At 38.8% G+C, this 25,096-nt stretch carries 23 protein-coding genes, 1 pseudogene and 1 other annotated feature; of the genes and pseudogenes, 20 read left to right on the forward strand and 4 right to left on the reverse strand.

From position 1 onward, the window contains the following. Positions 1–155 precede the first annotated feature (155 nt). Both spoVID and ysxE read left to right on the forward strand, forming a co-directional pair. Positions 156–1,343, forward strand: coding sequence for a stage VI sporulation protein D (gene spoVID, locus V7121_RS11645; protein ID WP_335496749.1), 1,188 nt, complete (start codon positions 156–158; stop codon positions 1,341–1,343). A 111-nt stretch (positions 1,344–1,454) separates the two neighbouring features. Beyond that, positions 1,455–2,492, forward strand: a complete 1,038-nt coding sequence (gene ysxE, locus V7121_RS11650; protein ID WP_335546629.1) for a spore coat protein YsxE — start codon at positions 1,455–1,457, stop codon at positions 2,490–2,492. Positions 2,493–2,512: 20 nt separating this feature from the next. On the opposite strand, the gene V7121_RS11655 is transcribed toward ysxE, so the two are convergent. Beyond that, positions 2,513–2,704 carry a hypothetical protein gene (locus V7121_RS11655; RefSeq protein WP_335496745.1) on the reverse strand — a complete coding sequence of 64 codons (192 nt, stop codon included), beginning with the start codon at positions 2,702–2,704 and terminating at the stop codon, positions 2,513–2,515. A 161-nt stretch (positions 2,705–2,865) separates the two neighbouring features. Further along, positions 2,866–3,101: a binding site (T-box leader), on the forward strand. 52 nt (positions 3,102–3,153) lie between these two features. Here V7121_RS11655 and V7121_RS11660 point away from each other — a divergent pair. The 3 genes from V7121_RS11660 to V7121_RS11670 all read left to right on the forward strand — a co-directional run bounded on the left by V7121_RS11660 (position 3,154) and on the right by V7121_RS11670 (position 8,971). Further along, positions 3,154–5,796 carry a valine--tRNA ligase gene (locus V7121_RS11660; protein WP_335546631.1) on the forward strand — a complete coding sequence of 881 codons (2,643 nt, stop codon included), beginning with the start codon at positions 3,154–3,156 and terminating at the stop codon, positions 5,794–5,796. Between the two features lie 73 nt (positions 5,797–5,869). Continuing rightward, positions 5,870–7,192 carry a bifunctional folylpolyglutamate synthase/dihydrofolate synthase gene (locus V7121_RS11665; RefSeq protein ID WP_335546894.1) on the forward strand — a complete coding sequence of 441 codons (1,323 nt, stop codon included), beginning with the start codon at positions 5,870–5,872 and terminating at the stop codon, positions 7,190–7,192. 60 nt (positions 7,193–7,252) lie between these two features. After that, a complete protein-coding gene (locus V7121_RS11670) occupies positions 7,253–8,971 on the forward strand; it encodes a sensor domain-containing diguanylate cyclase (RefSeq protein WP_335546633.1) in 1,719 nt (572 codons plus the stop codon). A gap of 67 nt (positions 8,972–9,038) precedes the next feature. On the opposite strand, the gene V7121_RS11675 is transcribed toward V7121_RS11670, so the two are convergent. The 3 genes from V7121_RS11675 to V7121_RS11685 are packed head-to-tail and all read right to left on the reverse strand — an operon-like array spanning position 9,039 to position 10,892. After that, the gene (locus V7121_RS11675) at positions 9,039–9,992 is read right to left on the reverse strand and encodes a hypothetical protein (RefSeq protein WP_335546635.1); all 954 of its coding nucleotides are present in this window, start codon (positions 9,990–9,992) and stop codon (positions 9,039–9,041) included. 3 nt (positions 9,993–9,995) lie between these two features. Then, positions 9,996–10,460, reverse strand: a complete 465-nt coding sequence (locus V7121_RS11680) for a PilW family protein (RefSeq protein WP_335496733.1) — start codon at positions 10,458–10,460, stop codon at positions 9,996–9,998. 9 nt (positions 10,461–10,469) lie between these two features. Next, positions 10,470–10,892: a type II secretion system protein gene (locus V7121_RS11685; protein WP_335546637.1), complete on the reverse strand. Its 423-nt coding sequence runs from the start codon at positions 10,890–10,892 to the stop codon at positions 10,470–10,472. Positions 10,893–11,051: 159 nt separating this feature from the next. Here V7121_RS11685 and V7121_RS11690 point away from each other — a divergent pair, with 159 nt between their 5' ends. The 15 genes and pseudogenes from V7121_RS11690 to V7121_RS11760 all read left to right on the forward strand — a co-directional run bounded on the left by V7121_RS11690 (position 11,052) and on the right by V7121_RS11760 (position 25,032). Next, positions 11,052–11,834, forward strand: coding sequence for a hypothetical protein (locus tag V7121_RS11690; protein ID WP_335546639.1), 783 nt, complete (start codon positions 11,052–11,054; stop codon positions 11,832–11,834). A 70-nt stretch (positions 11,835–11,904) separates the two neighbouring features. Continuing rightward, positions 11,905–13,236, forward strand: coding sequence for a G5 domain-containing protein (locus V7121_RS11695; RefSeq protein WP_335496729.1), 1,332 nt, complete (start codon positions 11,905–11,907; stop codon positions 13,234–13,236). A gap of 15 nt (positions 13,237–13,251) precedes the next feature. After that, entirely contained in the window at positions 13,252–14,913 is a 1,662-nt protein-coding gene (locus V7121_RS11700; RefSeq protein ID WP_335496728.1) for a GspE/PulE family protein, read from the forward strand. A gap of 12 nt (positions 14,914–14,925) precedes the next feature. Beyond that, the gene (locus tag V7121_RS11705) at positions 14,926–15,972 is read left to right on the forward strand and encodes a type IV pilus twitching motility protein PilT (RefSeq protein ID WP_335496727.1); all 1,047 of its coding nucleotides are present in this window, start codon (positions 14,926–14,928) and stop codon (positions 15,970–15,972) included. Next, complete coding sequence (locus V7121_RS11710) at positions 15,965–17,179, forward strand: type II secretion system F family protein (RefSeq protein WP_335546641.1); 1,215 nt, start codon at positions 15,965–15,967, stop codon at positions 17,177–17,179. Before V7121_RS11705 ends, V7121_RS11710 begins: the two co-directional genes overlap by 8 nt. 136 nt (positions 17,180–17,315) lie before the next feature. Then, a complete protein-coding gene (locus tag V7121_RS11715; protein ID WP_335546644.1) occupies positions 17,316–17,732 on the forward strand; it encodes a prepilin-type N-terminal cleavage/methylation domain-containing protein in 417 nt (138 codons plus the stop codon). Beyond that, a pseudogene (locus tag V7121_RS11720) lies at positions 17,729–17,977 on the forward strand (prepilin peptidase); the annotation flags it as partial. The gene V7121_RS11715 and the pseudogene V7121_RS11720, both read left to right, overlap by 4 nt. A gap of 3 nt (positions 17,978–17,980) precedes the next feature. Continuing rightward, positions 17,981–18,484 (forward strand): prepilin peptidase, encoded by a 504-nt coding sequence (locus V7121_RS11725; protein WP_335546896.1) that lies wholly within the window; start codon positions 17,981–17,983, stop codon positions 18,482–18,484. Positions 18,485–18,500: 16 nt separating this feature from the next. Continuing rightward, positions 18,501–19,496, forward strand: a complete 996-nt coding sequence (pilM, locus tag V7121_RS11730) for a type IV pilus biogenesis protein PilM (protein WP_335496719.1) — start codon at positions 18,501–18,503, stop codon at positions 19,494–19,496. Next, the gene (locus tag V7121_RS11735; protein ID WP_335546645.1) at positions 19,493–20,335 is read left to right on the forward strand and encodes a PilN domain-containing protein; all 843 of its coding nucleotides are present in this window, start codon (positions 19,493–19,495) and stop codon (positions 20,333–20,335) included. Before pilM ends, V7121_RS11735 begins: the two co-directional genes overlap by 4 nt. Continuing rightward, complete coding sequence (locus tag V7121_RS11740) at positions 20,332–21,117, forward strand: hypothetical protein (RefSeq protein WP_335496716.1); 786 nt, start codon at positions 20,332–20,334, stop codon at positions 21,115–21,117. Before V7121_RS11735 ends, V7121_RS11740 begins: the two co-directional genes overlap by 4 nt. A gap of 135 nt (positions 21,118–21,252) precedes the next feature. After that, on the forward strand, positions 21,253–22,335 hold the full coding sequence (locus tag V7121_RS11745; RefSeq protein ID WP_335546647.1) for a hypothetical protein: 1,083 nt from the start codon (positions 21,253–21,255) through the stop codon (positions 22,333–22,335). 207 nt (positions 22,336–22,542) lie between these two features. Beyond that, on the forward strand, positions 22,543–23,115 hold the full coding sequence (locus V7121_RS11750; RefSeq protein ID WP_335546649.1) for a Maf family protein: 573 nt from the start codon (positions 22,543–22,545) through the stop codon (positions 23,113–23,115). Between the two features lie 43 nt (positions 23,116–23,158). Continuing rightward, positions 23,159–23,848, forward strand: coding sequence for a RadC family protein (radC, locus tag V7121_RS11755; RefSeq protein ID WP_335546650.1), 690 nt, complete (start codon positions 23,159–23,161; stop codon positions 23,846–23,848). Positions 23,849–24,009: 161 nt separating this feature from the next. Further along, a complete protein-coding gene (locus V7121_RS11760) occupies positions 24,010–25,032 on the forward strand; it encodes a rod shape-determining protein (protein ID WP_335496711.1) in 1,023 nt (340 codons plus the stop codon). Positions 25,033–25,096: the final 64 nt, after the last annotated feature.

The following is a 25,096-nucleotide window of genomic DNA, read 5'->3' on the forward strand; positions in this document are numbered from 1 at the left end:
CAAACCTACCCCACAAACCCACCTCCACACCCCTAAAAAAACACATAACTCCAATTCCCCCATTGAAAAACAAGATTCTTTTTTCCAGCAACACTCTTTTTTTATCATAAATAAAGCCCTTGACTCATAGAGTGTAAGTGACATAGTGATTTTGCGTGAAGGAAACGAAAGGAGGAGTCGCTTTGTCCCAAGAGAACCAATCGTGCCTACGCTTTTCCTTGGAGGAGTCTTTGTGGTTTAGAAAAGGACAGGAAGTCGAAGAACTTGTCTCCATTTCTTTAGACCCAGACATTACCATCCAGGAAAACGATCAGTACGTAACAATAAAAGGTTCGCTCGAACTCACAGGCGAATATAAAAGTTACGAAACTAACAATGAAACTGATGATGAAGGTGTCACATCACAAAAGTTTGTCGAGAGGGTTGATGAACGGGAGGAAGGAACCTGTGAATTTACCCATAGATTCCCAGTTGACATCACGATTCCAAATAATCGGATTCAAAGTATTTACGATATCGATGTAATCGTCGAATCGTTTGACTATTCGATTCCTGAACGCAGCTGCCTCAAGCTCGCCGCAGAGCTAACCATTAGCGGTTTATATGGCAGCGAACAGCAGCAGGAGGAAGAAGTGGAAGAAATTGAAGTTGTCCATCGTGCCGAGCCTGAGATAGAAGAAGAGGAAGAAGTCGAAGTGGAACTAGAAGTTGTTCAAAGCAACTTCCAAGATAATTTCCTCTTTGAAGCAGAGGCAAGAAAACAGCAAGAAGAAGAAGAGAGTGTAGAAATTTTACCTAAATTTCCTACCTTCAATTATCAACCGCAGGACGACTTTGAAGAAGAAGAAGAAGAGGAAAACCAACCTGCATGGAACTTACAAGAAGCAAGAAGTGAAGTGAGCCAGGAAGAACAAAGCGAAGAAAACGAGCCAGCATGGTATCTCCAAGAAGCAAGAAGTGAAGCTAGTCAGCCACAGGAATCGGCACCTGAAAAGGTTGTTGAAGCAGTTCCAGTCCCAATAGCTCATGCTGAAGAAGTGCATCATCAGGCTGAAGAAAGTTCTTCCTCATCTGATGAAGAACCGCCAAAAAATGTGAAAAAGAAAAAGCCAGCCAAAAAGAAAAGCATGACGCTAACTGAGTTCTTTGCTCGGAAGGATGAAAGTGCGGCTCAGGCAAAAGTGAAGGTTTGTATCGTTCAGAAGGGGGATACCGTGAGCAGTGTGGCGGATCGTTACGATGTATCGGTACAAAACCTCCTTCGCGTCAATAATCTAGAAATCAATCAGGATATATACGAAGGTCAGGTCTTATATATTCCAGGCAGCCTTGCAAAAAAATAAGATTAAAAGATGAGCGGGTTTCTTTGACCTGCTCACCTTCATTTCATGCATAAACGCACCTCCGGCTTAATTGGCAATTTGCTTTTCCTATTGAAAGTGAGTTGATTTCCCATGAATAACTCCAACCCTATCGACCGATTGGCCCCAATATTAAGAAACTACCAGATCGAACCAAATTTTGTCGAGGATTTTGGCAGTGTTCTAAAGATTTATTCTAATAAAGGAACCTTTGCCTTGAAAAAGGTTGACCCCGCGACAGGGACCGATTTCATTCGTCATGTTCATTTACTCTACCAAAAAGGGTTTAATCGCATTGTCCCCATCTATCCGACGATGGACGGTCGATATGCAGTTTTACATGAAAATTATCTTTATTACTTAATGCCCTGGATGTCAAATGAACAAAAGGAAGACCGTGAGCAAAAAAACCATCAGCTTTTTCGGGAGCTCGCTCGCCTGCATAGCCTTTCCGCCAAAGAAATACCTTTGAACAAGGAAGAAAGAACCGAGCATTATGAAAAGACGATTCAGCAGCATGAAAAACAGCAGGAATTTCTTGATGGGTTTATTGACGAATGTGAAAAGAAGACGTACATGTCACCATTCGAATTGTTATATTGCCTTTATTACAATGAAATCAGTCAAGCGCTGAACTTCTCGAAAACAAAATTTGAAGAATGGTATGAAAAAACGAAGGACAATGAAAAGGCCCGTATGGTCATTACGCACGGGAAGTTGTCACCTGAACATTTTTTATATGATGATCGAGGGTATGGATATTTTATTAATTTTGAGAATACATGTTATGGTTCACCCATTCATGACCTCCTCCCTTATTTATCAAGAGCCTTAAATACGAACCCCAAACGAAGCGATACCGCCATTGATTGGGTCTATCATTACTTTAAATATTTCCCTTTTAAAGCCGATGAAAAATTATTATTCTTCAGCTATTTAGCACTCCCAATTCCAATCATCCAAGTGGCGGAAAGCTACTATCGAAAAAAGCGTCCAAAGAATGAGCTGAAATATGTACGCCAGTTGCAGCACCGCTACTGGCATTTGAAAAATTCCGAGTATGTCGTAATGCGAATGACTGAGATTGATAAACAAACAGAAGCAGCAAAAGAAGGAGCCCAGCCGCAGTAATTACCTGCAGAATGGGCTCCTTAAACGATTTCAAAATATATCGACACGGCAATGGCAACAAATATGGTCAATAACACGATATCAATGAAGGTAGGAATAATCAATGTTCGAATAAATTGGAACACTACAAATGGGATAATTAACTGCGCACAAACCCTCCGACACGTTCGAAACCAGGGTTGGTATTTAAATTTATGGAAATTCCTCTTCAAAGCAACCTCCCCCTTACAAATATGATATTTAATTTTATGTATATTCCACAAGAGCGGAGAATTCTCCAAAAAAGATACATATAGTATAAAAAATAAAAAAACTGGTTATCATTATTGACGTCAAACCCTTTTTTTCGGTAGTATTACAATATAATTTAATTATAAAAGCCAAGACAGGGAAGAGTACGACTTTAAACCTGCTTCGAGAGAGGGGAATCATTAGCTGGAAGATTTCCTAAGCAGACAGTCGGAAGGTCGCCCATGAGCTTCTTCTGTGAACGGATGATGAATCCTATTAGTGGAAGACGGACTAACTCCGTTATCTACATAAGTGCCAATCATTACTTTTGATTGGAAAAAAGGTGGTACCGCGAAGCAAACTCCATTCGTCCTTTTATGACGATTGGGGTTTTTTGTATTGGCAAAGGAATCAAAGGAGGAATTGTACAATGGAAACAAAAGAAATAACGATGCCCACTAAATACGATCCGCAAACAATTGAAAAAGGTCGTTATGAATGGTGGTTACAAGGTAAGTTTTTCGAAGCCAAGGATGATGAGAGCAAAGAATCTTACACGGTTGTAATCCCGCCGCCAAACGTAACGGGAAGACTTCATTTAGGCCATGCCTGGGATACGACCCTTCAAGACATTGTGACCCGGATGAAACGGATGCAGGGATACGATGTACTTTGGTTACCAGGAATGGACCATGCGGGAATTGCTACCCAAGCAAAGGTAGAAGAAAAACTTCGCAATGAAGGAAAAAGCCGCTACGATTTAGGCAGGGAAAAATTCGTTGAAGAAACTTGGAAGTGGAAGGAAGAGTATGCTTCTCATATTCGTCAGCAGTGGTCGAAGCTTGGCTTAGGCTTAGACTACAGCCGTGAGCGTTTCACTTTGGATAAAGGTTTATCTGATGCCGTTAAAGAGGTGTTTGTTACCCTTTATAAAAAAGGCCTCATTTACCGCGGGGAATATATTATTAACTGGGATCCATCCACCAAAACTGCTCTATCTGACATCGAAGTAATTTATAAAGATGTTCAAGGTGGGTTTTATCATATGAAGTACCCTCTTGCTGATGGTTCCGGACATATTGAAGTTGCGACAACTCGTCCGGAAACGATGCTTGGTGATACTGCGGTTGCCGTTCATCCTGAGGATGACCGTTACAAGCACCTGATTGGTAAAACCGTTATCCTGCCAATTGTCGGCCGTGAAATTCCAATCGTTGCGGATGATTATGTTGATATGGAATTTGGTTCTGGAGCGGTAAAAATTACCCCAGCCCATGACCCGAATGACTTTGAATTAGGTAATCGTCACAATCTTGAACGTATTCTTGTTATGAACGAGGATGGTTCAATGAATGATAAAGCTGGCAAATATAAAGGTTTAGATCGTTTTGAATGCCGCAAGCAAATCGTGAAAGACTTGCAAGAACAAGGTGTTCTTTTCAAAATTGAAGAGCATCCACATTCCGTTGGTCACTCTGAGCGAAGCGGTGCTGTGGTTGAACCGTATCTTTCTACACAATGGTTTGTTAAAATGCAGCCACTTGCTAATGAAGCGATTGCTTTGCAGGATAAAGAAGCGAAAGTAAACTTTGTTCCAGACCGTTTTGAAAAAACGTACTTGCGCTGGATGGAAAATATCCGCGATTGGTGTATTTCGAGACAGCTTTGGTGGGGGCACCGCATCCCAGCTTGGTACCACAAGCAAACAGGAGAGGTATATGTAGGAACTGAAGCACCTGTAGATGCGGAGAACTGGGAACAGGATAAAGATGTCCTTGATACTTGGTTCAGTTCGGCATTATGGCCATTTTCAACAATGGGCTGGCCGAATACTGAAGCAGCTGATTTCAAGCGTTACTTCCCAACCGATGTGTTAGTGACTGGGTATGATATTATCTTCTTCTGGGTATCTCGGATGATTTTCCAAAGCATCGAGTTTACTGGTGAGCGTCCATTTAAAGATGTGCTCATCCACGGTCTAGTTCGTGATGAACAAGGACGTAAAATGAGTAAATCACTTGGCAATGGCGTAGACCCAATGGATGTAATTGAAAAATACGGTGCTGATGCGCTAAGATATTTCCTTTCAACAGGAAGTTCTCCAGGTCAAGATTTACGCTTCAGCTTTGAAAAAGTAGAGTCGACCTGGAACTTTGCCAATAAAATTTGGAATGCATCCCGTTTTGCGTTAATGAATATGGACGGCATGACCTATGAGGAAATTGATTTTAGCGGTGAAAAATCAGTGGCAGACAAGTGGATTTTAACACGCTTAAATGAAACAATTGAACATGTGACACGACTTTCTGACCGTTATGAATTTGGTGAAGTCGGCCGTGCTCTCTACAACTTTATCTGGGATGACTTCTGTGATTGGTATATTGAAATGGCGAAGCTGCCGTTATATGGTGAAGATGAAGCGGCTAAGAAAACAACTCGTTCGATTTTGGCTCATGTTTTAGATCAAACGATGCGTTTGTTACACCCATTCATGCCATTTATCACCGAGGAAATTTGGCAGAACCTTCCACATCAAGGAGAATCGATTACGACAGCGAAGTGGCCTGAAGTAAATCCAGCCCTTTCTGATGAGCAAGCAACCCAAGAAATGAAATTGCTCATGGAAATGATTCGTTCCGTACGAAATATTCGTGCGGAAGTAAACACACCAATGAGTAAGAAAATTAAAATGCTGGTAAAAGCGAAGGATGAAACAGTTCTTAAATCGCTTGAGAATAACCGCAGCTATATTGAGCGCTTCTGTAATCCAGAAGAATTGCAATTGGGTGTGGAGCTTGAAACACCAGAAAAAGCTATGACAGCTGTTATTACTGGTGTTGAAATCATCCTCCCGCTTGCAGGACTGATTAACATTGACGAGGAAATAGCTCGTCTGGAAAAAGAATTTGACCGCTTAAATAAAGAAGTGGAGCGAGTTCAGAAGAAACTAAGCAATGAAAGCTTCATGAAAAAAGCCCCTGAAAATGTGGTAGCTGAAGAACGGGCCAAGGAAAATGATTATCGCGAAAAGAGAGCAATCGTGGAAGCGCGAATTAAAGAATTAAGAGGTTAAATAAAAAGAGGAGGCGAGTCCAGCAATGGAGTCGTCTCCTCTTATGAAAATACGAACAGATGGGGTGTTGCAAATGTTTACTACATATAAAGAGGCCCTAGATTGGATCCATGCGCGGTTAAGATTGGGAATTAAGCCAGGATTAAAGCGGATGGAATGGATGATGGACAAGCTTGGAAATCCAGAAACAAAAATGAAGACCGTTCATATTGGCGGAACGAACGGGAAAGGCTCTACCGTTACTTTCCTTCGCTCGATTATAGAAGTAGGAGGATATACAGTCGGCACGTTTACCTCACCGTTTATTGAACAGTTTAATGAACGGATTAGTGTGAATGGGAAGCCGATTTCGGATGCGGAAATGCTCCAATTAGCCAATATCATTCGGCCGTTTGCAGATGAACTTGAAGAGACAGAGCTTGGCGGACCAACGGAGTTTGAAGTAATTACTGCAATGGCGTTCTATTACTTCGCGAACTTGAGGAAAGTAGACCTTGTTATTTTTGAAGTAGGATTAGGGGGACGGTTTGATTCGACGAACATTATTCAGCCGTTAGCTTCCATCATTACCAATATTGGTCTTGACCACACCAATATCCTCGGGTCTACCTATGAGGAAATTGCCTTTGAAAAAGCAGGGATAATTAAACTGAATACCCCTATTTTTACTGCGGTTAGACAACCTGGGGCAGTTAAGGTCATAGAGGAGCAAGCCGAAATGAAGGGGGCACCGATTTACCGCATTGAGCAGGAATTTTCGATTAGTCACCATACATCCTTACCAAAAGGCGAAGTGTTTACTATAATTACCGAGTTTGAAACAGCCAGGGAGTTAGAAATTAGCATGATTGGTCAGCATCAAACGGAAAATGCAGCCCTCGCTGTGATCGCCGCGCAATTTTTAAATCAACAGGGCGAGTTCATCCTTACTGAGCATGCGATTCGCACCGGATTAATAAAGGCGTATTGGCCAGGTAGGTTTGAAATCCTCTCTGAACGCCCCCTAGTTATTATCGACGGGGCACATAATGAGGAAGGGATTACTGCTCTAACCCAAGAATTAATGACACGATATCAAAACCGTGAAATACAGGTGGTCTTTGCTGCGCTAACAGATAAAAAGCTCGATGAAATGATTGCCAAGCTTGATCAAGTATCAGAACATATTACCTTCGTAAGCTTTGATTTTCCGAGGGCAGCGAAAGCAGAGGAATTAGTGAAAATTAGCCAATCACAAAACAAACTTGCCGTCGATGACTGGGGACCTTATCTATTAGAAGAGATACAAAGCCTAGAAAACAACAGCATGTTAGTAATAACGGGGTCGCTCTATTTTATTTCAGAAGTAAAGCCGTTTTTAGCTAAATATTTGAAAAATAAGACAACTTCTTTATGACAAGATATTTTTATAATGGTAAAATAATATTATCTAAATAAAAATGTGAGGGGGATAAGCATGGAAGTAAAACCGTCTATTAAGAAAGCTATTTTTCTTATCTGGTTTCTATTGGTTCCCGCCGGAACTTGGTTCACCTATAAGACTTATCCTCCAGATATCGATGGACAATGGTTAGGTCTACTTGGATTTTTGTTGTTAACCTGTGTGGTGGCAACGATGCCTATAGTCATTAATAATATGTTTATATTCTTAATTCAATGGGTGGCGCTGGCAACCTTTTTAAGATTTGGATTATTTGTTGAAATCATCTTTGCACAAATAGCCGTGGTCGTATTACTTCTAAAGTTAAGAATCCTGCGCAAAGGTGAATTATACCGAATGCCAGTAAACCTGAATATGTTTTTTCTCGTTTCCTTAACGAGTGGAATTGTCTATTACATGCTCGGTGGAAAACCAGGTCCTAATTTTGCTTTCGACACCAAGTCGCTATGGCTAACTCTCCTTTATGCCGTCGTCAGTTATACCATGAATCAAATCATTGTCTCATTCAACCTTTACTTTATCTATAAAAGTAAAGAATCCTATTTTGGAAAAGATTTCATTGTTGAGTCGATTACCACCTTCATCACCTTCCCAATCGGGTTTGTTCTGTATATCCTTTATAATTCAGTCGGGAGTTTAGCTCTATTGTTTGTGGGAATCCCATTTGTCAGCTTATCGATGATCTTTAGACTCTATTATTCTAGTGAAAAAATCAATGGCTATTTACAAAAGGCTGCCGAGATTGGTCATCAAATGGCCGAACGCTTAAAGGTTGATGATGTAGTTGAGTTGTTAATCCAAAAAGTGAGTGAAATGCTTCCCGTCGATTATGCTTATATATTCGAGGTAGATAAGAATGATGAACTTCGATTGGTTCGGGGAATTGAAGAGGGCATTCTTAATGATTTACCACCTGTGAAGAAAAACCAGGGAATTAGCGGCATGGTCTGGGGCAAGCAAAAGACCTTCTTATATACAGCAAGAAAAGAGTGGGCTCAACACTCGAATGGCCATATCCCCGATGATGCAGAAAGTATTCTCGGGGTGCCAATCGTGAGAAGCAAGAAGGTGATCGGCGTATTATTACTTGCCTCCAAGCGAAAACGAGCCTTTGAAAAATTCCAGCTGATGATTATCGATATCCTTTGTTCCCACTTTGCCGTTGCCATCGAAAATGCAAAGCATTATGAACTGACAAAAAGGCAAAGTGAACATTGCTCGTTAACGAAGCTGTACAATTATCGCTACTTTGAAAACCTCCTAACCGAAGAATTCGAAAGATTAACTCGATTCGAACGTCGAACGCTATCGTTAATAATTCTAGACATCGATCATTTTAAAGCAGTTAATGATACCTATGGTCACCAGGGTGGAAATGAAATCCTGTTTGAACTTGCCAGTAGATTAACTAAATTGGTAGGTGGTCATGGCACAGTGGCACGATATGGCGGAGAAGAATTCGTCGTTCTATTACCTGATACACAAAAAGAAGAGGCCTTCCAAATGGCAGAACAAATTAGGCAAATGATCTCGAACTGGCCATTTACAATTAGACATTCTTTAGATCTTGAAAAACCACTGCAAAAAGTAATGATTACCGCATCGATTGGGGTTGCAACAGCACCTGAGGATGCCGAAGATTCCCTAGCGTTAATTCGACATGCTGATCGAGCGCTTTATGTCGGAGCGAAACGGGCTGGAAGGAATCGGGTGGCGGAGTATTCGTCGTGTTAAACTCCTTCTTATTATTTTAATAAAAGCAGAGAAAAGCCGGTTCATTTAATTGAACCGGCTTTTTATATTATTGATATGTGACTGTTACACCACTTTCGGGATTTACAGTCCAACTAGAATTGGAATTTTGACAAGAGTTTCTAAAATAAGTTGAGAAATTATTGTAGTCTACTAATACTTGTTTTCCATCAATAGTTTGAACAGTATATATATTTCCATAAATACATATATCCGCTTGTCCTGAAATTTGATCAATTCTTGGTGTTGGGCTTAGGAATATAGCATCACCATAAATTTTAAGATTTGTATTTCCATTTACCGATTTGATTTGTTTAATGATTGCATCCTCTTTGACTATAACTTGTGATCCCCCATTTATCTCCATGGATTCAAAATAAGCGCTTTTACCAACTGTCAATATATTTCCTCCGACAATGGTAAGACCTGGCGTAAAAGAAACTCCATTAGGATACACAGTAGCGGAGAACTCTATAGAATAATTAACCTGTTTGTTGATCCCTGAATTCGTGAAATTTAAATAGTTTGGAAGATTCTTGCCTATCCTGACTTGCGAAATAGCGATAGTACCTTGAAGTTGTTTTACCTCACCAGATTTAGTTGTGCCCGTACTAGTAAAGTTAAATTTGAATGAGCCTGTATTAGAACAAGCAATTGCTGTAGTTTTATCAATTTTATACTGATCTCCGTTTGTATCAACAAGCTTAGAAGAATATAAGGTTGTATTTTTACCTTCTTGGCTTAAAAATTCAGAACAAAAATTAGTATTGTTCACTTTAGTTACAGTTTGAGTAGTAGCGATAAGATTATTAATTGCAGCTTGATAATAAGTGATTCCCATTTCTGCTAAATCGGTTGCTCTGTTCCGATTATCGGTTTTATCGAACTGCTTTCTTGTACTGAGAGCGGCGCTGCTTAAAGCAAGTCCCAAAATCATAGTTATTGTAATGATAATGATAACAAGAATTAAAGTGTAACCTTTTTCATTCTTGATGGTGACCACCCCTTAATATTGCTTAATAATCGTATTAATTTCATAAGACTTTCCAGTGTTATTTGTTAACTTTAGATTGACGTATAAAGGCTGATAGGGGTTAATTGTCTGTTCGTTTGGTATTTCTTGATAGTTTGGTTGTCCCACTTTAAGTTCAATCTTTAAACTGCCATTTACTAGCGCAATATCTGCAGTCGTTTTACCAACAAAAGCAGTTTTATTAATAGGGTCATATTTAATTTTATATGTCTCTATTTTTGTTGTGGCATCAATATAATGAAGAGTTTTTTTTTGATGATAGTTTGTTAAGGTCGACAAGATAATATTTGCCTCTTGCCTTAAATTATTATTTTCCGAAATTTGCTTATAATTTTTGTTGACTCCAATAAAGACGCCATAAATTAGTGAAGATATAAGCATGAGAATTGAAAGCGTAACTAACAATTCAATTAAGGTAATTCCCTTTTCGTTCCTCATAGCTTCAGCTCACTTCCGAATGTACGTATAAGTTGTCGATCTATTATTTATATCGTTGGGATCTTCGACAATTATGGTAAATTGAATTAGGTTTTCAGTATTTGGCGTAATAATTAACTTTCCCCTTATATTATAGGTACTTTTAGCTAATGGAGGGTCAAACAAATTCCTTATTTGATCTTCAGTTAATGGAACTTCATTCAGCAGATTCGGATTAAATGAAGCGAATTTTGTTTTAGGGACATCTTCGATTAAATTAATGTATTTTTGTGCGGTAGCCATTGTTTCTAGTTTTTGTTCATTTTTTTTGGTAAATAATGCTGATTGAGTAAAAAAACTTAAGAATGAAGTTAAAACAACAGCCAGCAATACTATCGAGACTAGAACTTCTACTAAGGTTAGTCCTTTTTGACTATGGAGATTTCCCTTCATAAAAAGTTCACCGCCTTCTTTTAAAATAGATAATAGTATTATACAATATCTAGTAGGCGGATTATGTCATTTATTTGAATAAAATGTTTAAAGTTAATATTTTTTGTAAGAAAAAGTATTTATATAGTATAAATGAACTGATATAAAGGGAGTGAATAGATGCAAATAGTCATTTGGGCATTAGGATCTATGTTTGTTCTCATGTTGTTCATATCCTGTCTACAACTTGGATTAACCTTTAAAGGTAAGTTAATCTTAGTAATAATTAGCTTCTTACTTGCACTTGGTGGAGTGGCTGCATTAGCGTCTTTTCCTTTGTGGCAGACAGCACTTTTGATGGGAATTCTCAGTTTTTTTATTGCTTACTTTATGGACAATCGTATCGGAAAATTATTGTATAAAGCAAATCCTGTAAAGGAAGAAACAATAGAAAATATCGTAAACCGAATGGAAAGGATAATAAATGTTGAATCGGTACAATTAAACGATGAATTGCCAACTATATTGGATTCTTCCTTAGTAAATTTGGAAAAGGTCACAGATATTGAAGTAAAGCAACCAGAATCAATAACAGATAAAGAAATAGAGTTAGTCGGAAATCTGGAGATATTAGATGAAGATATTTCGTTTTTATTGGAACGAAATCGGGAAAATGATGTGGAAATACAAATAAGAGAAAATGAGCTAGAGATTGGCTATTTATCTGATCTTGAGAGATTGCTAGCTTTTGAAGAAGAAAAGACTGAAGATGTGGATGATTTAATAGAGGAAATTCCCGATCTCACAGAAAATGTCGTAAAACCTGGACAATTCGAAATAGAAGAAGATTCAATAGAAGACTCACTATTTGATTTTATGCTGGCGCCTAAAGAAGCTGCTTCTGGAGAAGGAGACATTTTAGAAGAAATTAAACCAACAGAACAGATTAGCTTACAAAAGTAACTTAAATGTGAAATATAATACCGATTTTTCAAGCAGAGGTTAAGGAATAAGTTGAAGGGAGGCAGGACTTGTGCGTAAAAATCAACAAATGATGAAGTTATTTGTAGTCCTATTCCTAGGTACGTCATTTATTTTTAGCTTTACCCATTACGGTGCTAAAGCATTTAACAAAATTACCAGCGATGATGGAAAATATTTAGATGGGACTACAATCGGGATGTTAAATGTATCTGGAAAAACATCTGATGAAGCAATAAGTTTGTTGAAGGAAAAGTACGCAGAATGGCTTAAGAACAAGTCTATTGAACTACAGTATGGTGAAAAGAGAGCTCCCTTTGATTTAACCGAATTTCATTTAGATGCTCAGCAAACAGTCGATTCTATCAAGGATGGGCAAAAAAACTCTGCTTATATTACAGTTAATCAATTACAGGTTAAAGAACAGGTAGAAATGCTTTTCCAACAGATAAAAACCAGTGACTTTAATATCGAAAAACTAACAACAGACTTAAATTCGAAGGCTGGACTATTTGAAACGGGTTCACAAACCTTGGATTTATATAATAACTACTACCTACTTGCTGGAAAAATAAAAAAGGATGCAATTATAAATAAAGCAGTAATCTCAATAACAGATATTCCTTTGGGATTGCAATCTGATATCGAGAGAATTTCTGAAATTGAAATTCCTGAAGGGTCCACTTTTTCATTGTTAGAATTTGCTGAAAAAGAAAAGATCGATGATACAGATTCATTAAATGTTATTGCGACAGGTATTTATCAAGCGATTCTACCTTCAAATTTTTCAATTGTTGAACGGAATATTGGCAGATCATTACCAAATTATTCGATCCTAGGATACGAAGCTAAAGTAAATCCCAGTAAAAAGGCTGATTTTGTGATATCAAATCCCAATAAAGCAAAGTATATTCTTAAACTTCAATTAGAAAACAATCAGCTGAAGGTTACCTTAATGGGTGGAAAATTAATTTATAAATATCAAATTAACAAAAAGGACGAACAGAAGTTAGCACCTAAAACAATCGTTCAATATAGCCCGTTGCTTCACCCAGGAAAAATGAAGGTACAAACTAAGGGAGCAAATGGTCAAATTGTTAAGGTATATAGAGAAGTTTATCAAGGCGATGAATTGATTAAGAGCGAGCTAATTTCAGAGGATTATTATCCGCCAACGTATCAAATCGAAATCCACGGACTTGCTAGTGGTGTGCAATCAGTTACACAAACTACTGAATCCACCGGCAATCAGGTTGATGATAGTAGCCAAAATGAAGAAGCATTCAATCCAAACGGAAATCAAACGACCACTACATCTGATAATCCCCAACAGGATTCGAATGAAAATGACTTATGGGGAAAGCCAAATGAACAACCAAAATAAAAGCAGGGATGTAAAATGAGGGAAGCACGGAAACGACTAGGTGATTTGTTAATTGAAGAAGGTTTAATTACAGCTAAGCAGCTTCACTCCACGATGGAGGAAAAGGATCTCAATCAAAGGATCGGTGAAGCGTTAATACAAAGAGGGTATATTACAGAACAACAATTGGTTGAAGTGCTGGAGTTTCAGCTTGGAATTCCTCATATAAGCCTATTTCATTATCCATTTGAAACTAATCTTTTTTCACTGATCTCAAAAGAGACTGCAAAAAGGAATTTAATTATTCCGCTCAAAAGAGATGGAAATAAACTGTTTGTCGCAATGGCAAATCCAATGGACTTTATTGTTATTGACGATTTACGCTTATCGACCGGATTTCAAATTGAAGCTGCAATTGCGACAAAAGATGATATTTTACGGACGATTAATAAGTATTATGATGTTGACGATGGATTTGATGAACTGCTCGATGAATTGCCTCAAAATGAAAAAGGGAGAGCAGAAGATATCACCGATTTAGATTCACCGATTGTCCGGCTAGTGAATCAGCTTCTATCAAATGCCGTGATCCAAAGAGCAAGTGATATTCACATTGACCCCCAAGAAACTAAGGTAGTTGTTCGGTACCGAGTCGACGGCGTGTTAAGGGTCGAGCGTGTTCTACCTAAAACCACGCAAAGTGTGTTAATCGCTAGAATTAAAATTATGTCCAATCTTGATATCACCGAACACAGGGTTCCACAGGATGGACGGATTAAAATAAATCTTGACTTTCATCCCGTTGACCTCCGTGTCTCAACGCTGCCAACGGTTTATGGTGAAAAAATAGTTATGCGGCTTCTTGACATGGGCTCAACCTTAAATGACCTAAACAAACTTGGCTTTAACGCACTCAATATGAAGAGGTTTACTGAGATGATTGAAAAGCCAACAGGGATTGTATTAATTACAGGCCCTACTGGTTCAGGAAAATCCTCGACCCTTTACGCTGCACTTAATAGATTAAACAGTGAAGCAGTTAATATTATTACAATTGAAGACCCGGTTGAGTACCAATTAGAAGGAATCAGCCAAATTCAAGTAAACCCAAATGTTGGCATGACCTTTGCGGCGGGTTTAAGATCGATTCTTCGTCAAGATCCAAATATTATCATGGTCGGAGAAATTCGGGACAGGGAAACAGCCGAAGTATCCATCCGTGCCTCATTAACTGGACATCTGGTGCTGAGCACATTGCACACGAATGACTCTGTTGGGACGGTCACTAGATTACTTGACATGGGAGTAGAACCGTTTTTGCTTGCTTCTTCATTGAGCGGAATAGTGGCCCAAAGGCTTGTGCGCAAGGTTTGCCGTGATTGTATGGAGGAACAAGAGCCATCAAAACGCGAAAGAGAAATTTTTGCAAAGCGTGGCATGAAAATTGACATAATTCCACGTGGGAAGGGCTGTTCTTCCTGTAATATGACCGGATATAAAGGAAGGGTAGCGCTACATGAAATTCTTGTCATTAATGAGGAAATCCGCAGGGTTGTCATGAATGGGGAATCGTTTCAAAGACTTAAGGATATTGCTGTGAAAAATAAGACGATCTTTTTAATTGATGATGGGTTATTAAAGGTAAAACAAGGGTTAACAACAACTGAAGAGGTATTGCGAGTTGCAATTCTGGAGTAGGAGATTGTTACAATGAAAGAACAAATTGACGCAATATTACGAGCAGCAATTGAATATAAAGCCTCCGATGTTCATCTAACAGTGGGTGTTCCACCTGTTATGCGAATTAATGGGGACTTAAAAAGATATGGAACAGATATATTGTTGCCAGCTGACACCGAAGCTATGGCAAAGGCGATAGTACCCGAAAATATGTGGGATTCGTTCAAGGAAAAAGGGGAGCTTGATTTCTCCTATGGAGTTCCTGGTAGTTCACGCTTTCGTGTGAATACGTATCATCAACGGAAAAGTGTGTCATTGGCATTAAGGGTGGTTGCTTCAAAGGTGCCATCCATTGACGATTTAGACTTACCTAATATAGTAGCTAAATTGGTAGAGAAACCTCAAGGTCTAGTTCTAGTTACTGGTCCAACAGGGAGTGGGAAATCTACTACGCTTGCCTCAATGATTGATTATATGAATAGAACAATGCGTAAGCACATCATTACTTTAGAAGATCCAATTGAATATCTCCATAAACACGGAAATTCGATAATTGATCAACGGGAAGTTGGTTTTGACACCAACAACTATGCTAGTGGACTAAAAGCTGCCCTTAGACAAGACCCAGATGTCATTCTTGTAGGGGAGATGCGTGACTTGGAAACTATTTCAGTGGCAATTACAGCTGCAGAGACAGGACACTTGGTTTTAGGTACGCTACACACGTCAAGTGCACCAGCAACCATTAACCGAATAATCGATGTATTTCCATCGACACAGCAGCCACAAATACGGATTCAGCTAGCTTCGGTTTTGGTGGGCATTATTTCACAGCGTTTGTTTCCTACCGCAAATAAAAAAGGCAGGAAAGCAGCAACGGAAATTTTGGTAAATAATCCTGCAATAGCTAACTTAATTCGAAATGAAAAGATTTATCAAATAGAAAGTACAATGCAAACATCCCGAGCCCAGGGAATGCACACACTTGAAATGAGTATTAAAGAGCTAATTGAAAAAGGTATTATCCTGAAGGAATCCGCTCAGGAATATCTGCAGGAGAAAGCAATTAATGGCTAGATATAAGTATTCCGGACGTGATCGAAGTGGTAAACGACAGGGTACCGTTTACGCCAATTCAAAGCGGGATGCAATGTCCAAGCTGAAAGATGGGGGAATCAGAGTCATTGAAATGACAGAAACCCCCGAAACTCTATTGACTAAGGATATATCAATTGGTTCTCCTGTAAAGCTACAGCACTTTGTTATTTACCTAAGGCAATTTGCTACTCTTTTAAAAGCAGGGGTTACTGTGGTTGAAGCAACAGTGATTCTAGCTTTTCAGACAGAAAGCAAGGGTTTGAAGAAGGCATTATTTAGTGTTGAGCAGGACCTGCGAGAAGGTAACTCACTCTCAGTAGCTGTTTCTAAGCACAAGAAAATATTCAGTCCAATGTTTATTAACATGGTTAAGGCTGGAGAGGTAAGCGGGAATATCGATGATACGCTTGAGCGGTTAGCCGATCATTTTGAAAAACAAAATTATACTCGGCAAAAGATTGTCTCTGCCCTAACGTATCCAATGGTGATTGGAGTTATCGCTATTGCAGTTGTGATCTTTTTACTTGTTGCGGTTGTTCCTACGTTTGTAGATATGTTTGATGACCTTGGTGGTCAATTGCCAGCTATAACAAGATTTGTACTGGCTGCAAGTGAGTTTATGCAATCATTCTGGTGGCTTGTTGCTATAATAATTATTTCGTTTATCCTTTTATTAATGTACTTAAATAAAAATAAAAAGGCGAAATATCATTTAGATTACATTCTCTTAAGAATGCCTATATTTGGGATAATGTTGCAAAAGGCTGCAATAGCTCGAATGATGCGAACACTTAGTTCATTATTCTCTAGCTCTGTACCAATATTACAAGCCATGTCAATTGTGGAAAAAGTGGTTGAAAATGAAGTAATAGCCAAAGTAATTCGTGAGTCACGCAATTCATTAGAGCAAGGTCGCTCGATGACTGAGCCGATGAAAAGCCATTGGGCGTTTCCTCCACTTGTTACGCAAATGATTGCTATTGGAGAAGAAACGGGAGCGTTAGATGCGATGCTTTCAAAAATTGCTGAGTTCTATGAAAAGGAAGTCGAAACTGGAACAGACCGACTTAAATCATTGATTGAGCCATTGATGATTGTTGTTTTAGCGGCTCTAGTTGGAACGATTGTAACCTCTATCATGGTACCTATGTTTGAGATGTTTAACCAATTTGAGAAAAAATACTAAATAGTGACAAAAAAACAAAAAGTTCGAGAAAATAAGATAAATTACCAAAAAATATTCTTTTCTTCACATTGTGAATTACTGTATACTACAAGAGATAATATTACTAGGTTTATAGAACTATAAGGAGAGTGGAATTATGTATCAATTATTAAAAAATAAGCTTAAAGACCAACGCGGATTAACATTAATTGAATTACTTGCTGTTATCGTTATTTTAGGTATTATTGCAGCAATAGCTATACCTGCAATTGGTAATGTAATTAGTCATACTAGAGAAAAGGCGACAGTTGCAGAAGGTGTACAAATTATTAATGCAGCTAAATTATATTGTTCTTCTAATGATGTAACTGCTAGTACTACATTAGATAATTCTAAATTAGGTTCTCTATTAGATAATGTAAAAGATACAGGTTACACAGTGCACGTAACATTTGTTTCCTCAGGGAAATATACTTATACATTATCTGGGCATGGTTCCGTAGCCTTAGTTGGTGCAACGACTCCATCAGGAGCACCAGAAGCAACAGAACAGCAATTGCTAGACTATAAATGATAAATAGTTTGCTATTTATTTATGGATTAATTTTTGGCTCTTTTTTTAATGTTGTTGGACTAAGAGTTCCTCTTAATAAATCTATAATAGCCCCGCGCTCAACATGTCCAACATGCGGGCATAAATTAACACCTCTAGAACTCATCCCTGTGGTTTCATATATAATTCAAGGAGGAAAATGCCGCGGCTGCAAGTCGCGGATTTCTCCTATCTATCCAATTTTTGAATTGCTCACTGGGGTCCTGTTTATGACAGCCCCTTTAGTTATAGGGTGGTCAGGAGAGTTAGTCGTTGCTTTAACACTAATCTCAATGTTTATGATTATCATAGTTTCAGATATAAATTACATGCTCATCCCTGATAAAATTCTGATTTGGTTTGCAGGGATTTTTTTATTGGAACGGATATTTTGGCCGCTTAGCCCATGGTGGGATAGTCTTTTAGGGGCTATTACTGGTTTTACACTCCTGTTAATCATTGCCCTGGTTAGCAAAGGTGGAATGGGCGGCGGGGATATTAAACTCTACGCAGTCATTGGATTAGTCCTTGGGTTTAAGCTTGCCCTGTTATCCTTCTTTCTGTCAACATTATTTGGAGCTGTCATAGGTGGATTAGCAATACTCTTTAAAATCGTTCAAAGACGTCAACCTATACCATTTGGGCCTTTTATTGCTGCTGGTACACTTACTGCCTACTATTGGGGATCAGAATTAATTGATTTGTACTTAAGTTTTTTACAAAAAGGATTTTAACTAAGGGGTTTTTTACATGGCATTTTCCCTCTTCACACCCAAAAATCGAATTATCAACCTGGTACTAAACGACCACTCGATTCGCTATCTTGAATTGAAGCAAATGGATCCTCCAGTTGCGCAAAAGTGGGGGGAACGCTTTCTGCCGCCAGGTATCATCCATGATGGGAAAATTATTGATAATGACGCCTTAACCAATATCTTAGATGAGTGTATTGACGAGTGGAAAATATCTCGGCGTTCGATCCGGTTTATCGTTCCGGATCAACTAGTCATCATTAGAAAAGTGTCTGTACCCGCAGAAATACAGGATGATGAAATGAAGGGCTATTTGTATTTGGAGCTTGGCTCAACGATCCATTTACCATTTGAGGAACCAGTATTTGACTTTTATCTGCTGTCGGATAATGGGAAAACAAAGGATTTACTGCTGTTTGCAGCACCAGAACAAAATGTAATGCAATATTCGGAGTTATTTACAAGTGTGAAGTTAACCCCGATCGCTGCAGATATTTCTCCGCTAGCACTTTATCGTTTATACTATGCGCTTGAACAAGCTAAGCAAAATGAAATACTTATTACAGTCCAGTTTGATATGACAAGTGTTAACTTATGCATTTTTGAAGATAAAGTTCCTGTTGTGATGCGACCGTTCGCTTTACCGTTTAATTTGGAGCAATGGGATATTAAAAGGGATAACCTGGGATTAATGGGATGTAAGTATATTGGTGATACTGATGAATTGGTCAATCAGTTTGAAGATATTTTTAAAGAATTAATTAAATTAATTGATTATTATCGATATACACTTAGTAATGGAAAACGGGATGTCAACAAGTTTTTACTAAATGGTGACCATCCAATGCTTCAAGCAATTGGGGATGAAATGAAAGAAAGATTTGATGTGCCCGTCGAATTGCTATCACTAGATGAAAAATCAACTGGTAAAACAGGAAGCGTACCGGCTAATTTAATATTATCTCTTGGTCTCGCTTTAAAAGAGGTGAAATGATGTTAGTTGATATTAATTTGCTTCCTCAAAAAGAACCGAAAAAGATTAGTTTTCTTATTACTTTATCTTGTTTGCTTGCACTAATAATCTTAATTGGTGGTTTTTACTTTTGGAAAACCCAAATACTAAAAGATGAGTTAACGTCATTGGACAAACAAATTACAATGACGAAGCAAATTGCTGAAAAACAAGATAAAAAGAGCGAAACCGTTGCTTCAGCTGACTCCGTTAGCCAATTAAAAAGTGCAATTGATTGGGTAAACGAATATCCCATCCAAACGATTCCAGTAATGCGACACTTAACAGCTTTATTGCCTGAGCGTGGCTTTATTCAATCCTTTGGGTATACAGAATCAGGTTCAGTTGCCATTTCCGTTCAATTTGATAGTGCAAGAGAAGCAGCCTTTTTCTTAGATAGTCTCAATCGATCAAAATGGATTGAAGAAGCAAGTCTAAGTTCGTTAGCTACAACAACATCTGAAACAGAAACCACTGCTACTAACACAGTAGCTTCAAATAGCCAAGCGAATACACCGAGTACGACAACAGATGCTACAACTCAATCTACAACAGATACGACTTCAACTGAAATAATTCAAGATAACTCGTCATCAGATACTACAGCTTTACAGAACAGCCCAAATAACTCAACTACTACAACGAATCAAAATTCAGAAAATGATTTTCCAACTGGAGATTTAACCGGTACAACAAGCATGTCAACCAGCAACATTCTCCCCCGTTATACTGGACAATTCGAAATAAAGTTTGACAAAGAGGCAATTAAGAAGATTCTTAAGAAGAGCAAGCAAGATGAGGAAGGAGTGAAGGATTCGTGAAGCTTCGATTCTCTAAAAGAGACAAACTTATTATTGGAGCCGGCACTCTTTTATTAGTACTTGTTATTGTTTATGCTCAGTTACTTATACTTACACCATTAAATTCAGATATTGGAATTAAGCAGCAAGCTTTAGAAACAGAACAAAAGTTTTTGGAAATAATCAGTCAAAGGAAGACAAACTCTGAAACAAAACAGACTGAAGATACTCGTGAATTACAGAAAAAGGTCCCTGTCGAGCCACTTCAAGAAATGTTAATTTTAGATTTAGAAAAGGCTGAAACTATTTCTAATAGTCAAATTAAATCGATGACCTTTACGAAAAATGCAGAGGTTAATCCTGCCGAGGGTCAGGATAATGCAGTTAATGGAAATGCACAGCAAAATAGTTCTACTAATCAAAATTCGACAACTCAGGGAGAAACAATTCAAACTGGCACCAATATACAGTCGGAACCAGAGGCACCAAAGGGGCTTAAAAAACTTACTGTTAGTCTGAGCGTGGAATCCCCAAGTTATGAAGAATTTGAAAAGTTTATTGAAACTCTCGAATCTTTGAAGCGGATCGTTGTAATAGAATCGATTGATTATGCAGGTGGATCGGAAATCACTTCACTTGAACAAGCAAGTCAGCCATTTACGTACATGTTGACTGCATCTGCCTTTTATATGCCTGAACTAACAGATTTGGAAGCAGAGGTTCCAAAGATTGATGCACCTGAATCGGCAAATAAAGATAATCCCTTAAGTCAGTTTCCGGATACGGCACAAACTCAGCCATAATTACCACCATGGCAAACTAGTAAATAATTTGGCGAAAGTCTACGATAACAAGACGACAAAAGTCTTGTTATTTTTTTTTGCCTATATGTTAGGATGAAACCAATTACCCATCGGAAGAGAGAGGAGTACGGTTTAGTGGACAAGCCTAACAAAGGCAATACAATCAAGATTAAATTAAATGGAGAACACAAGATCCTTCAGGATGTTCCCCTAAAAAAAGAGGAAGAAACAAACATCGATCCCCTTCCTACTAGAGTGATTAAAATAAATAGGGACCCTTCAGAAGCAGATGTATTTACTGAGACGGCGGCAGCACAGGAGTCTGTTGATGAAAGTTTTGATTGGATTATTCCGGAGTCTTCCGAAAACGATATTGAGGAGTTTAAACTTGGACCCAGTCAAACCAGTAAAAAATCAACCTTCCCAAAAATCGCCACTTTCACATCAAATACGAAAAAGAAAAACAGCCGTCCTTTAGGGACAATCTTAATTTCAGCCGTCTTCGCTATTCTGATCGGAACAACGATTGGTGTGGTCATGCTAAAGCTAGTGATGACATCCCCATCCGATAAGACAGTAATAACAGAACCAACAGAAGTCACAAATCATCCGATCGAAACTGACACGAAAACCACTGAAGGCAAAAATACTTCATCCGCTGCAATCTCTCAGTTAACCGCTTATGTTATTCAAGGCGGGGTTTTTTCCTCAGAGGCTGGTGCCAAAGAAACTTCGGCTGGTCTAACTTCGAAAAATGTTCCCACCCAATCAGTTGAAATAGATGGCAAGTATTATTTATTTCTAGGTGTGGCCGATTCCATCGAAGGAGCGAAAGCACTAGGGGCCCAATATAAAGAAAATGGCATTGAAGATGTATTTGCAAAGCCGCTTTTATTAGACGAAAAAAAGTTTACTAATATCACCGATAAAGAAAAGACCTTTTTAAAAGCAATACCTGCCATTTATCAAACGCTATCCCTCACTAGTTCAACTGCACTTGTGACAAAGAGTCTTTCTGAGGATGAAAGTAAAATTCTTTCAGACATTGAAACGACTTTAAAAAGTAGCGTTAAAAATGAAAAGATAAAAGATTTAAAGGCGGAATTAGTTAGTGCAAGTGAAAAAGTTAAGACATTTCAAGAAACCAAAGATGAAAAGAATCTTAGCGATGCTCAACAGCACTTACTAAACTTCCTAACTTTATATTTCTCTAAGTAAACAATAAACGACAATGCTCGATATTTTCCGGGAAATATAGCCTATCAAACTTTGATAGGCTTTTCACATTGTTAATATTGAAAAAACGACCGCATAATTTTACATATTCCATCAAAATTTAATGATATAAAAATTGTTTGCGACTACAATTTCTGATACGATTGAATTGTATCTCCCTAATTCGTTCCAAAAAGGTAAGGTGATTACATGCAGAACCTCATTTTGGCCTCTTCTTCTCCACGGCGAAAAGAACTTCTAGAAACTCTCCGTTTAACATTCACGATTTCAAGTAGCGAAGTTGATGAAAGTTTTGACCCTGCTCTCTCTCCTAAGGAGGTAGTGATGGAGTTAGCTAACCGTAAGGCACAGTTTGTGTTTAAAGAAAACCAGGATGCCTATGTGATTGGCTCGGACACCATTGTGGTTGCGGATAATCAAATCTTAGGAAAGCCTGCAGATGAAGCAGAAGCTTTTACGATGTTAAAAAGCTTGTCAGGTAGGCAGCATGAAGTGTTTACAGGTGTAGCGATTGTGTCTCCAATTGGTACCACAACATTTTTCGAAAGAACAGAAGTTTGGTTTTGGGAGTTAACGGACGACATGATATGGGCATATGTAAAAAGTGGGGAACCGCTTGATAAAGCAGGTGCGTATGGCATTCAACAGCTCGGTAGTATGCTTGTCAAAAAAATAAATGGAGACTATTTTGCGGTTGTCGGACTGCCGGTTTCACGAACGATTCGAGAATTGAAAAAGGCAGGCTTTCAGTTGCCGTATTAAACTTTTTTAGTTCATTAACTCCCTTTAAAAGGGAGGAAAAAAAGTGTCCACCAATACATTAATGATTCGAGATTTCCCTCAAGATGAACGGCCTAGAGAACGTTTTATTCAACATGGACCACAAAGCTTATCCAACCATGAACTGATCGCTATCTTGCTTCGAACCGGAACAAAAGACGAATCGGTCCTGCAGCTGTCGAATCGACTGCTGACCCATTTTGAAGGGCTGCGGCTATTAAAAGCGGCAACCCTCGAAGAAATGACGGAGATAAAAGGTATAGGTTCGGCTAAGGCCATTCAAATCCTCGCCGCCGTCGAAATCGGCAGGAGGATAGCCAATCTTGATTATAAAGACCGATATGTCATCCGCTCTCCAGAGGACGGAGCAAAGTACGTGATGAATGATATGAGCTTTTTATCACAAGAGCATTTTGTTTGTATGTATTTAAACACAAAAAACCAAGTCATTCATAAGCAAACGATTTTCATTGGCAGCTTAAACGCCTCGATTGTCCACCCAAGGGAGGTGTTCCGTGAGGCGTTAAAACGCTCCGCGGCATCGATTATAGCCGCGCATAATCATCCTTCTGGCGACCCGGCACCTAGCCGTGAGGACATTGAGGTCACAAAACGACTTGTCGAATGCGGCAAGATCATTGGCATCGATTTGCTCGATCATCTAATCATTGGCGAGAATAAGTTTGTGAGTCTGAAGGAAAAAGGTTATTTATAAACTATGATTTTAATTGACGTTGCGTTATAATAATGGTTATGATTTTTCAGGACTGCTTAACATTTAACTAGATAAATATTGAGAAAAAAGACATGATATTAAAGTGATTACCTACCAATTGGAAATTTGGCATTTAGGTTTAGAAAGGGAGATACAAAACTATGTTTGGAATTAGAGCAAGAGATCTTGGGATTGACTTGGGGACTGCGAATACCCTTGTATATGTAAAAGGAAAAGGGATTGTCCTGCGCGAGCCATCAGTAGTGGCGATGCAAACTGATACGAAAAACATTGTTGCGGTTGGGAACGATGCGAAAAATATGATTGGGCGGACACCAGGGAATATTGTCGCCTTACGACCGATGAAGGATGGAGTTATTGCTGATTTTGAAACAACAGCTGCGATGATGAAGTACCATATTCGTCAAGCACAGAAAAGTAAAAATATATTTACTGGCAATCCATATGTAATGGTGTGTGTTCCTTCAGGGATTACCGCTGTTGAGGAACGAGCAGTAATCGATGCGACAAGACAAGCAGGTGCGAAGGATGCCTATACAATCGAAGAGCCATTTGCGGCTGCGATTGGTGCCAATTTGCCAGTCTGGGAGCCAACCGGCAGCATGGTGGTTGATATTGGCGGCGGAACGACTGAAGTGGCGATTATTTCATTAGGTGGAATCGTCACAAGCATTTCTATCCGAGTGGCTGGTGATGAAATGGACGAGTCGATCATTTCTTATATCAGGAAAAATTATAACCTAATGATCGGGGACCGTACGGCTGAAACGATTAAAATGGAAATCGGCTCTGCTGGGAACCCTGAAGGTATCGACAATATGGAGATTCGCGGCCGCGATCTATTAACGGGTCTTCCAAAGACGATTGAAATAACTGCCAAAGAAATTGCAGGCGCATTACGAGATACGGTCTCTGCGATTGTTGAAGCGGTCAAGAATACCTTGGAAAAAACACCACCGGAACTTGCCGCCGATATTATGGACCGCGGGATTGTGCTTACCGGCGGGGGTGCGCTCCTTCGTAATTTGGACAGTGTCATTAGTGAAGAAACAAAAATGCCGGTCTTAATAGCCGAGAATCCACTTGATTGCGTTGCCATTGGCACAGGAAAAGCATTAGATCATATTCATCTATTCAAAAACAAAACTAGAGATTCACGATAATATAGAAAAGCGGAAGCGCCTTTTAGCGGCGTATGGACTGGAGCTCTTCGACTGAGATAAAGGA

The sequence above is a fragment of the Neobacillus drentensis genome (genome assembly GCF_036962125.1).
Lineage (GTDB): Bacteria > Bacillota > Bacilli > Bacillales > Cytobacillaceae > Neobacillus > Neobacillus drentensis_B.

Excerpts from the sequence above, each read along its gene's own strand:
- V7121_RS11665 (WP_335546894.1), top strand. The coding sequence starts at position 5,870 with ATGTTTACTACATATAAAGAGGCCCTAGATTGGATCCATGCGCGGTTA.
- V7121_RS11710 (WP_335546641.1), top strand. The coding sequence starts at position 15,965 with ATGGCTAGATATAAGTATTCCGGACGTGATCGAAGTGGTAAACGACAG.
- V7121_RS11690 (WP_335546639.1), top strand. The coding sequence starts at position 11,052 with ATGCAAATAGTCATTTGGGCATTAGGATCTATGTTTGTTCTCATGTTG.
- pilM (WP_335496719.1), top strand. The coding sequence starts at position 18,501 with ATGGCATTTTCCCTCTTCACACCCAAAAATCGAATTATCAACCTGGTA.
- V7121_RS11670 (WP_335546633.1), top strand. The coding sequence starts at position 7,253 with ATGGAAGTAAAACCGTCTATTAAGAAAGCTATTTTTCTTATCTGGTTT.
- ysxE (WP_335546629.1), top strand. The coding sequence starts at position 1,455 with ATGAATAACTCCAACCCTATCGACCGATTGGCCCCAATATTAAGAAAC.
- V7121_RS11705 (WP_335496727.1), top strand. The coding sequence starts at position 14,926 with ATGAAAGAACAAATTGACGCAATATTACGAGCAGCAATTGAATATAAA.
- V7121_RS11660 (WP_335546631.1), top strand. The coding sequence starts at position 3,154 with ATGGAAACAAAAGAAATAACGATGCCCACTAAATACGATCCGCAAACA.
- V7121_RS11735 (WP_335546645.1), top strand. The coding sequence starts at position 19,493 with ATGATGTTAGTTGATATTAATTTGCTTCCTCAAAAAGAACCGAAAAAG.
- V7121_RS11685 (WP_335546637.1), bottom strand. The coding sequence starts at position 10,892 with ATGAAGGGAAATCTCCATAGTCAAAAAGGACTAACCTTAGTAGAAGTT.
- V7121_RS11760 (WP_335496711.1), top strand. The coding sequence starts at position 24,010 with ATGTTTGGAATTAGAGCAAGAGATCTTGGGATTGACTTGGGGACTGCG.
- V7121_RS11700 (WP_335496728.1), top strand. The coding sequence starts at position 13,252 with ATGAGGGAAGCACGGAAACGACTAGGTGATTTGTTAATTGAAGAAGGT.
- V7121_RS11750 (WP_335546649.1), top strand. The coding sequence starts at position 22,543 with ATGCAGAACCTCATTTTGGCCTCTTCTTCTCCACGGCGAAAAGAACTT.
- V7121_RS11680 (WP_335496733.1), bottom strand. The coding sequence starts at position 10,460 with ATGAGGAACGAAAAGGGAATTACCTTAATTGAATTGTTAGTTACGCTT.
- V7121_RS11715 (WP_335546644.1), top strand. The coding sequence starts at position 17,316 with ATGTATCAATTATTAAAAAATAAGCTTAAAGACCAACGCGGATTAACA.
- V7121_RS11725 (WP_335546896.1), top strand. The coding sequence starts at position 17,981 with ATGACAGCCCCTTTAGTTATAGGGTGGTCAGGAGAGTTAGTCGTTGCT.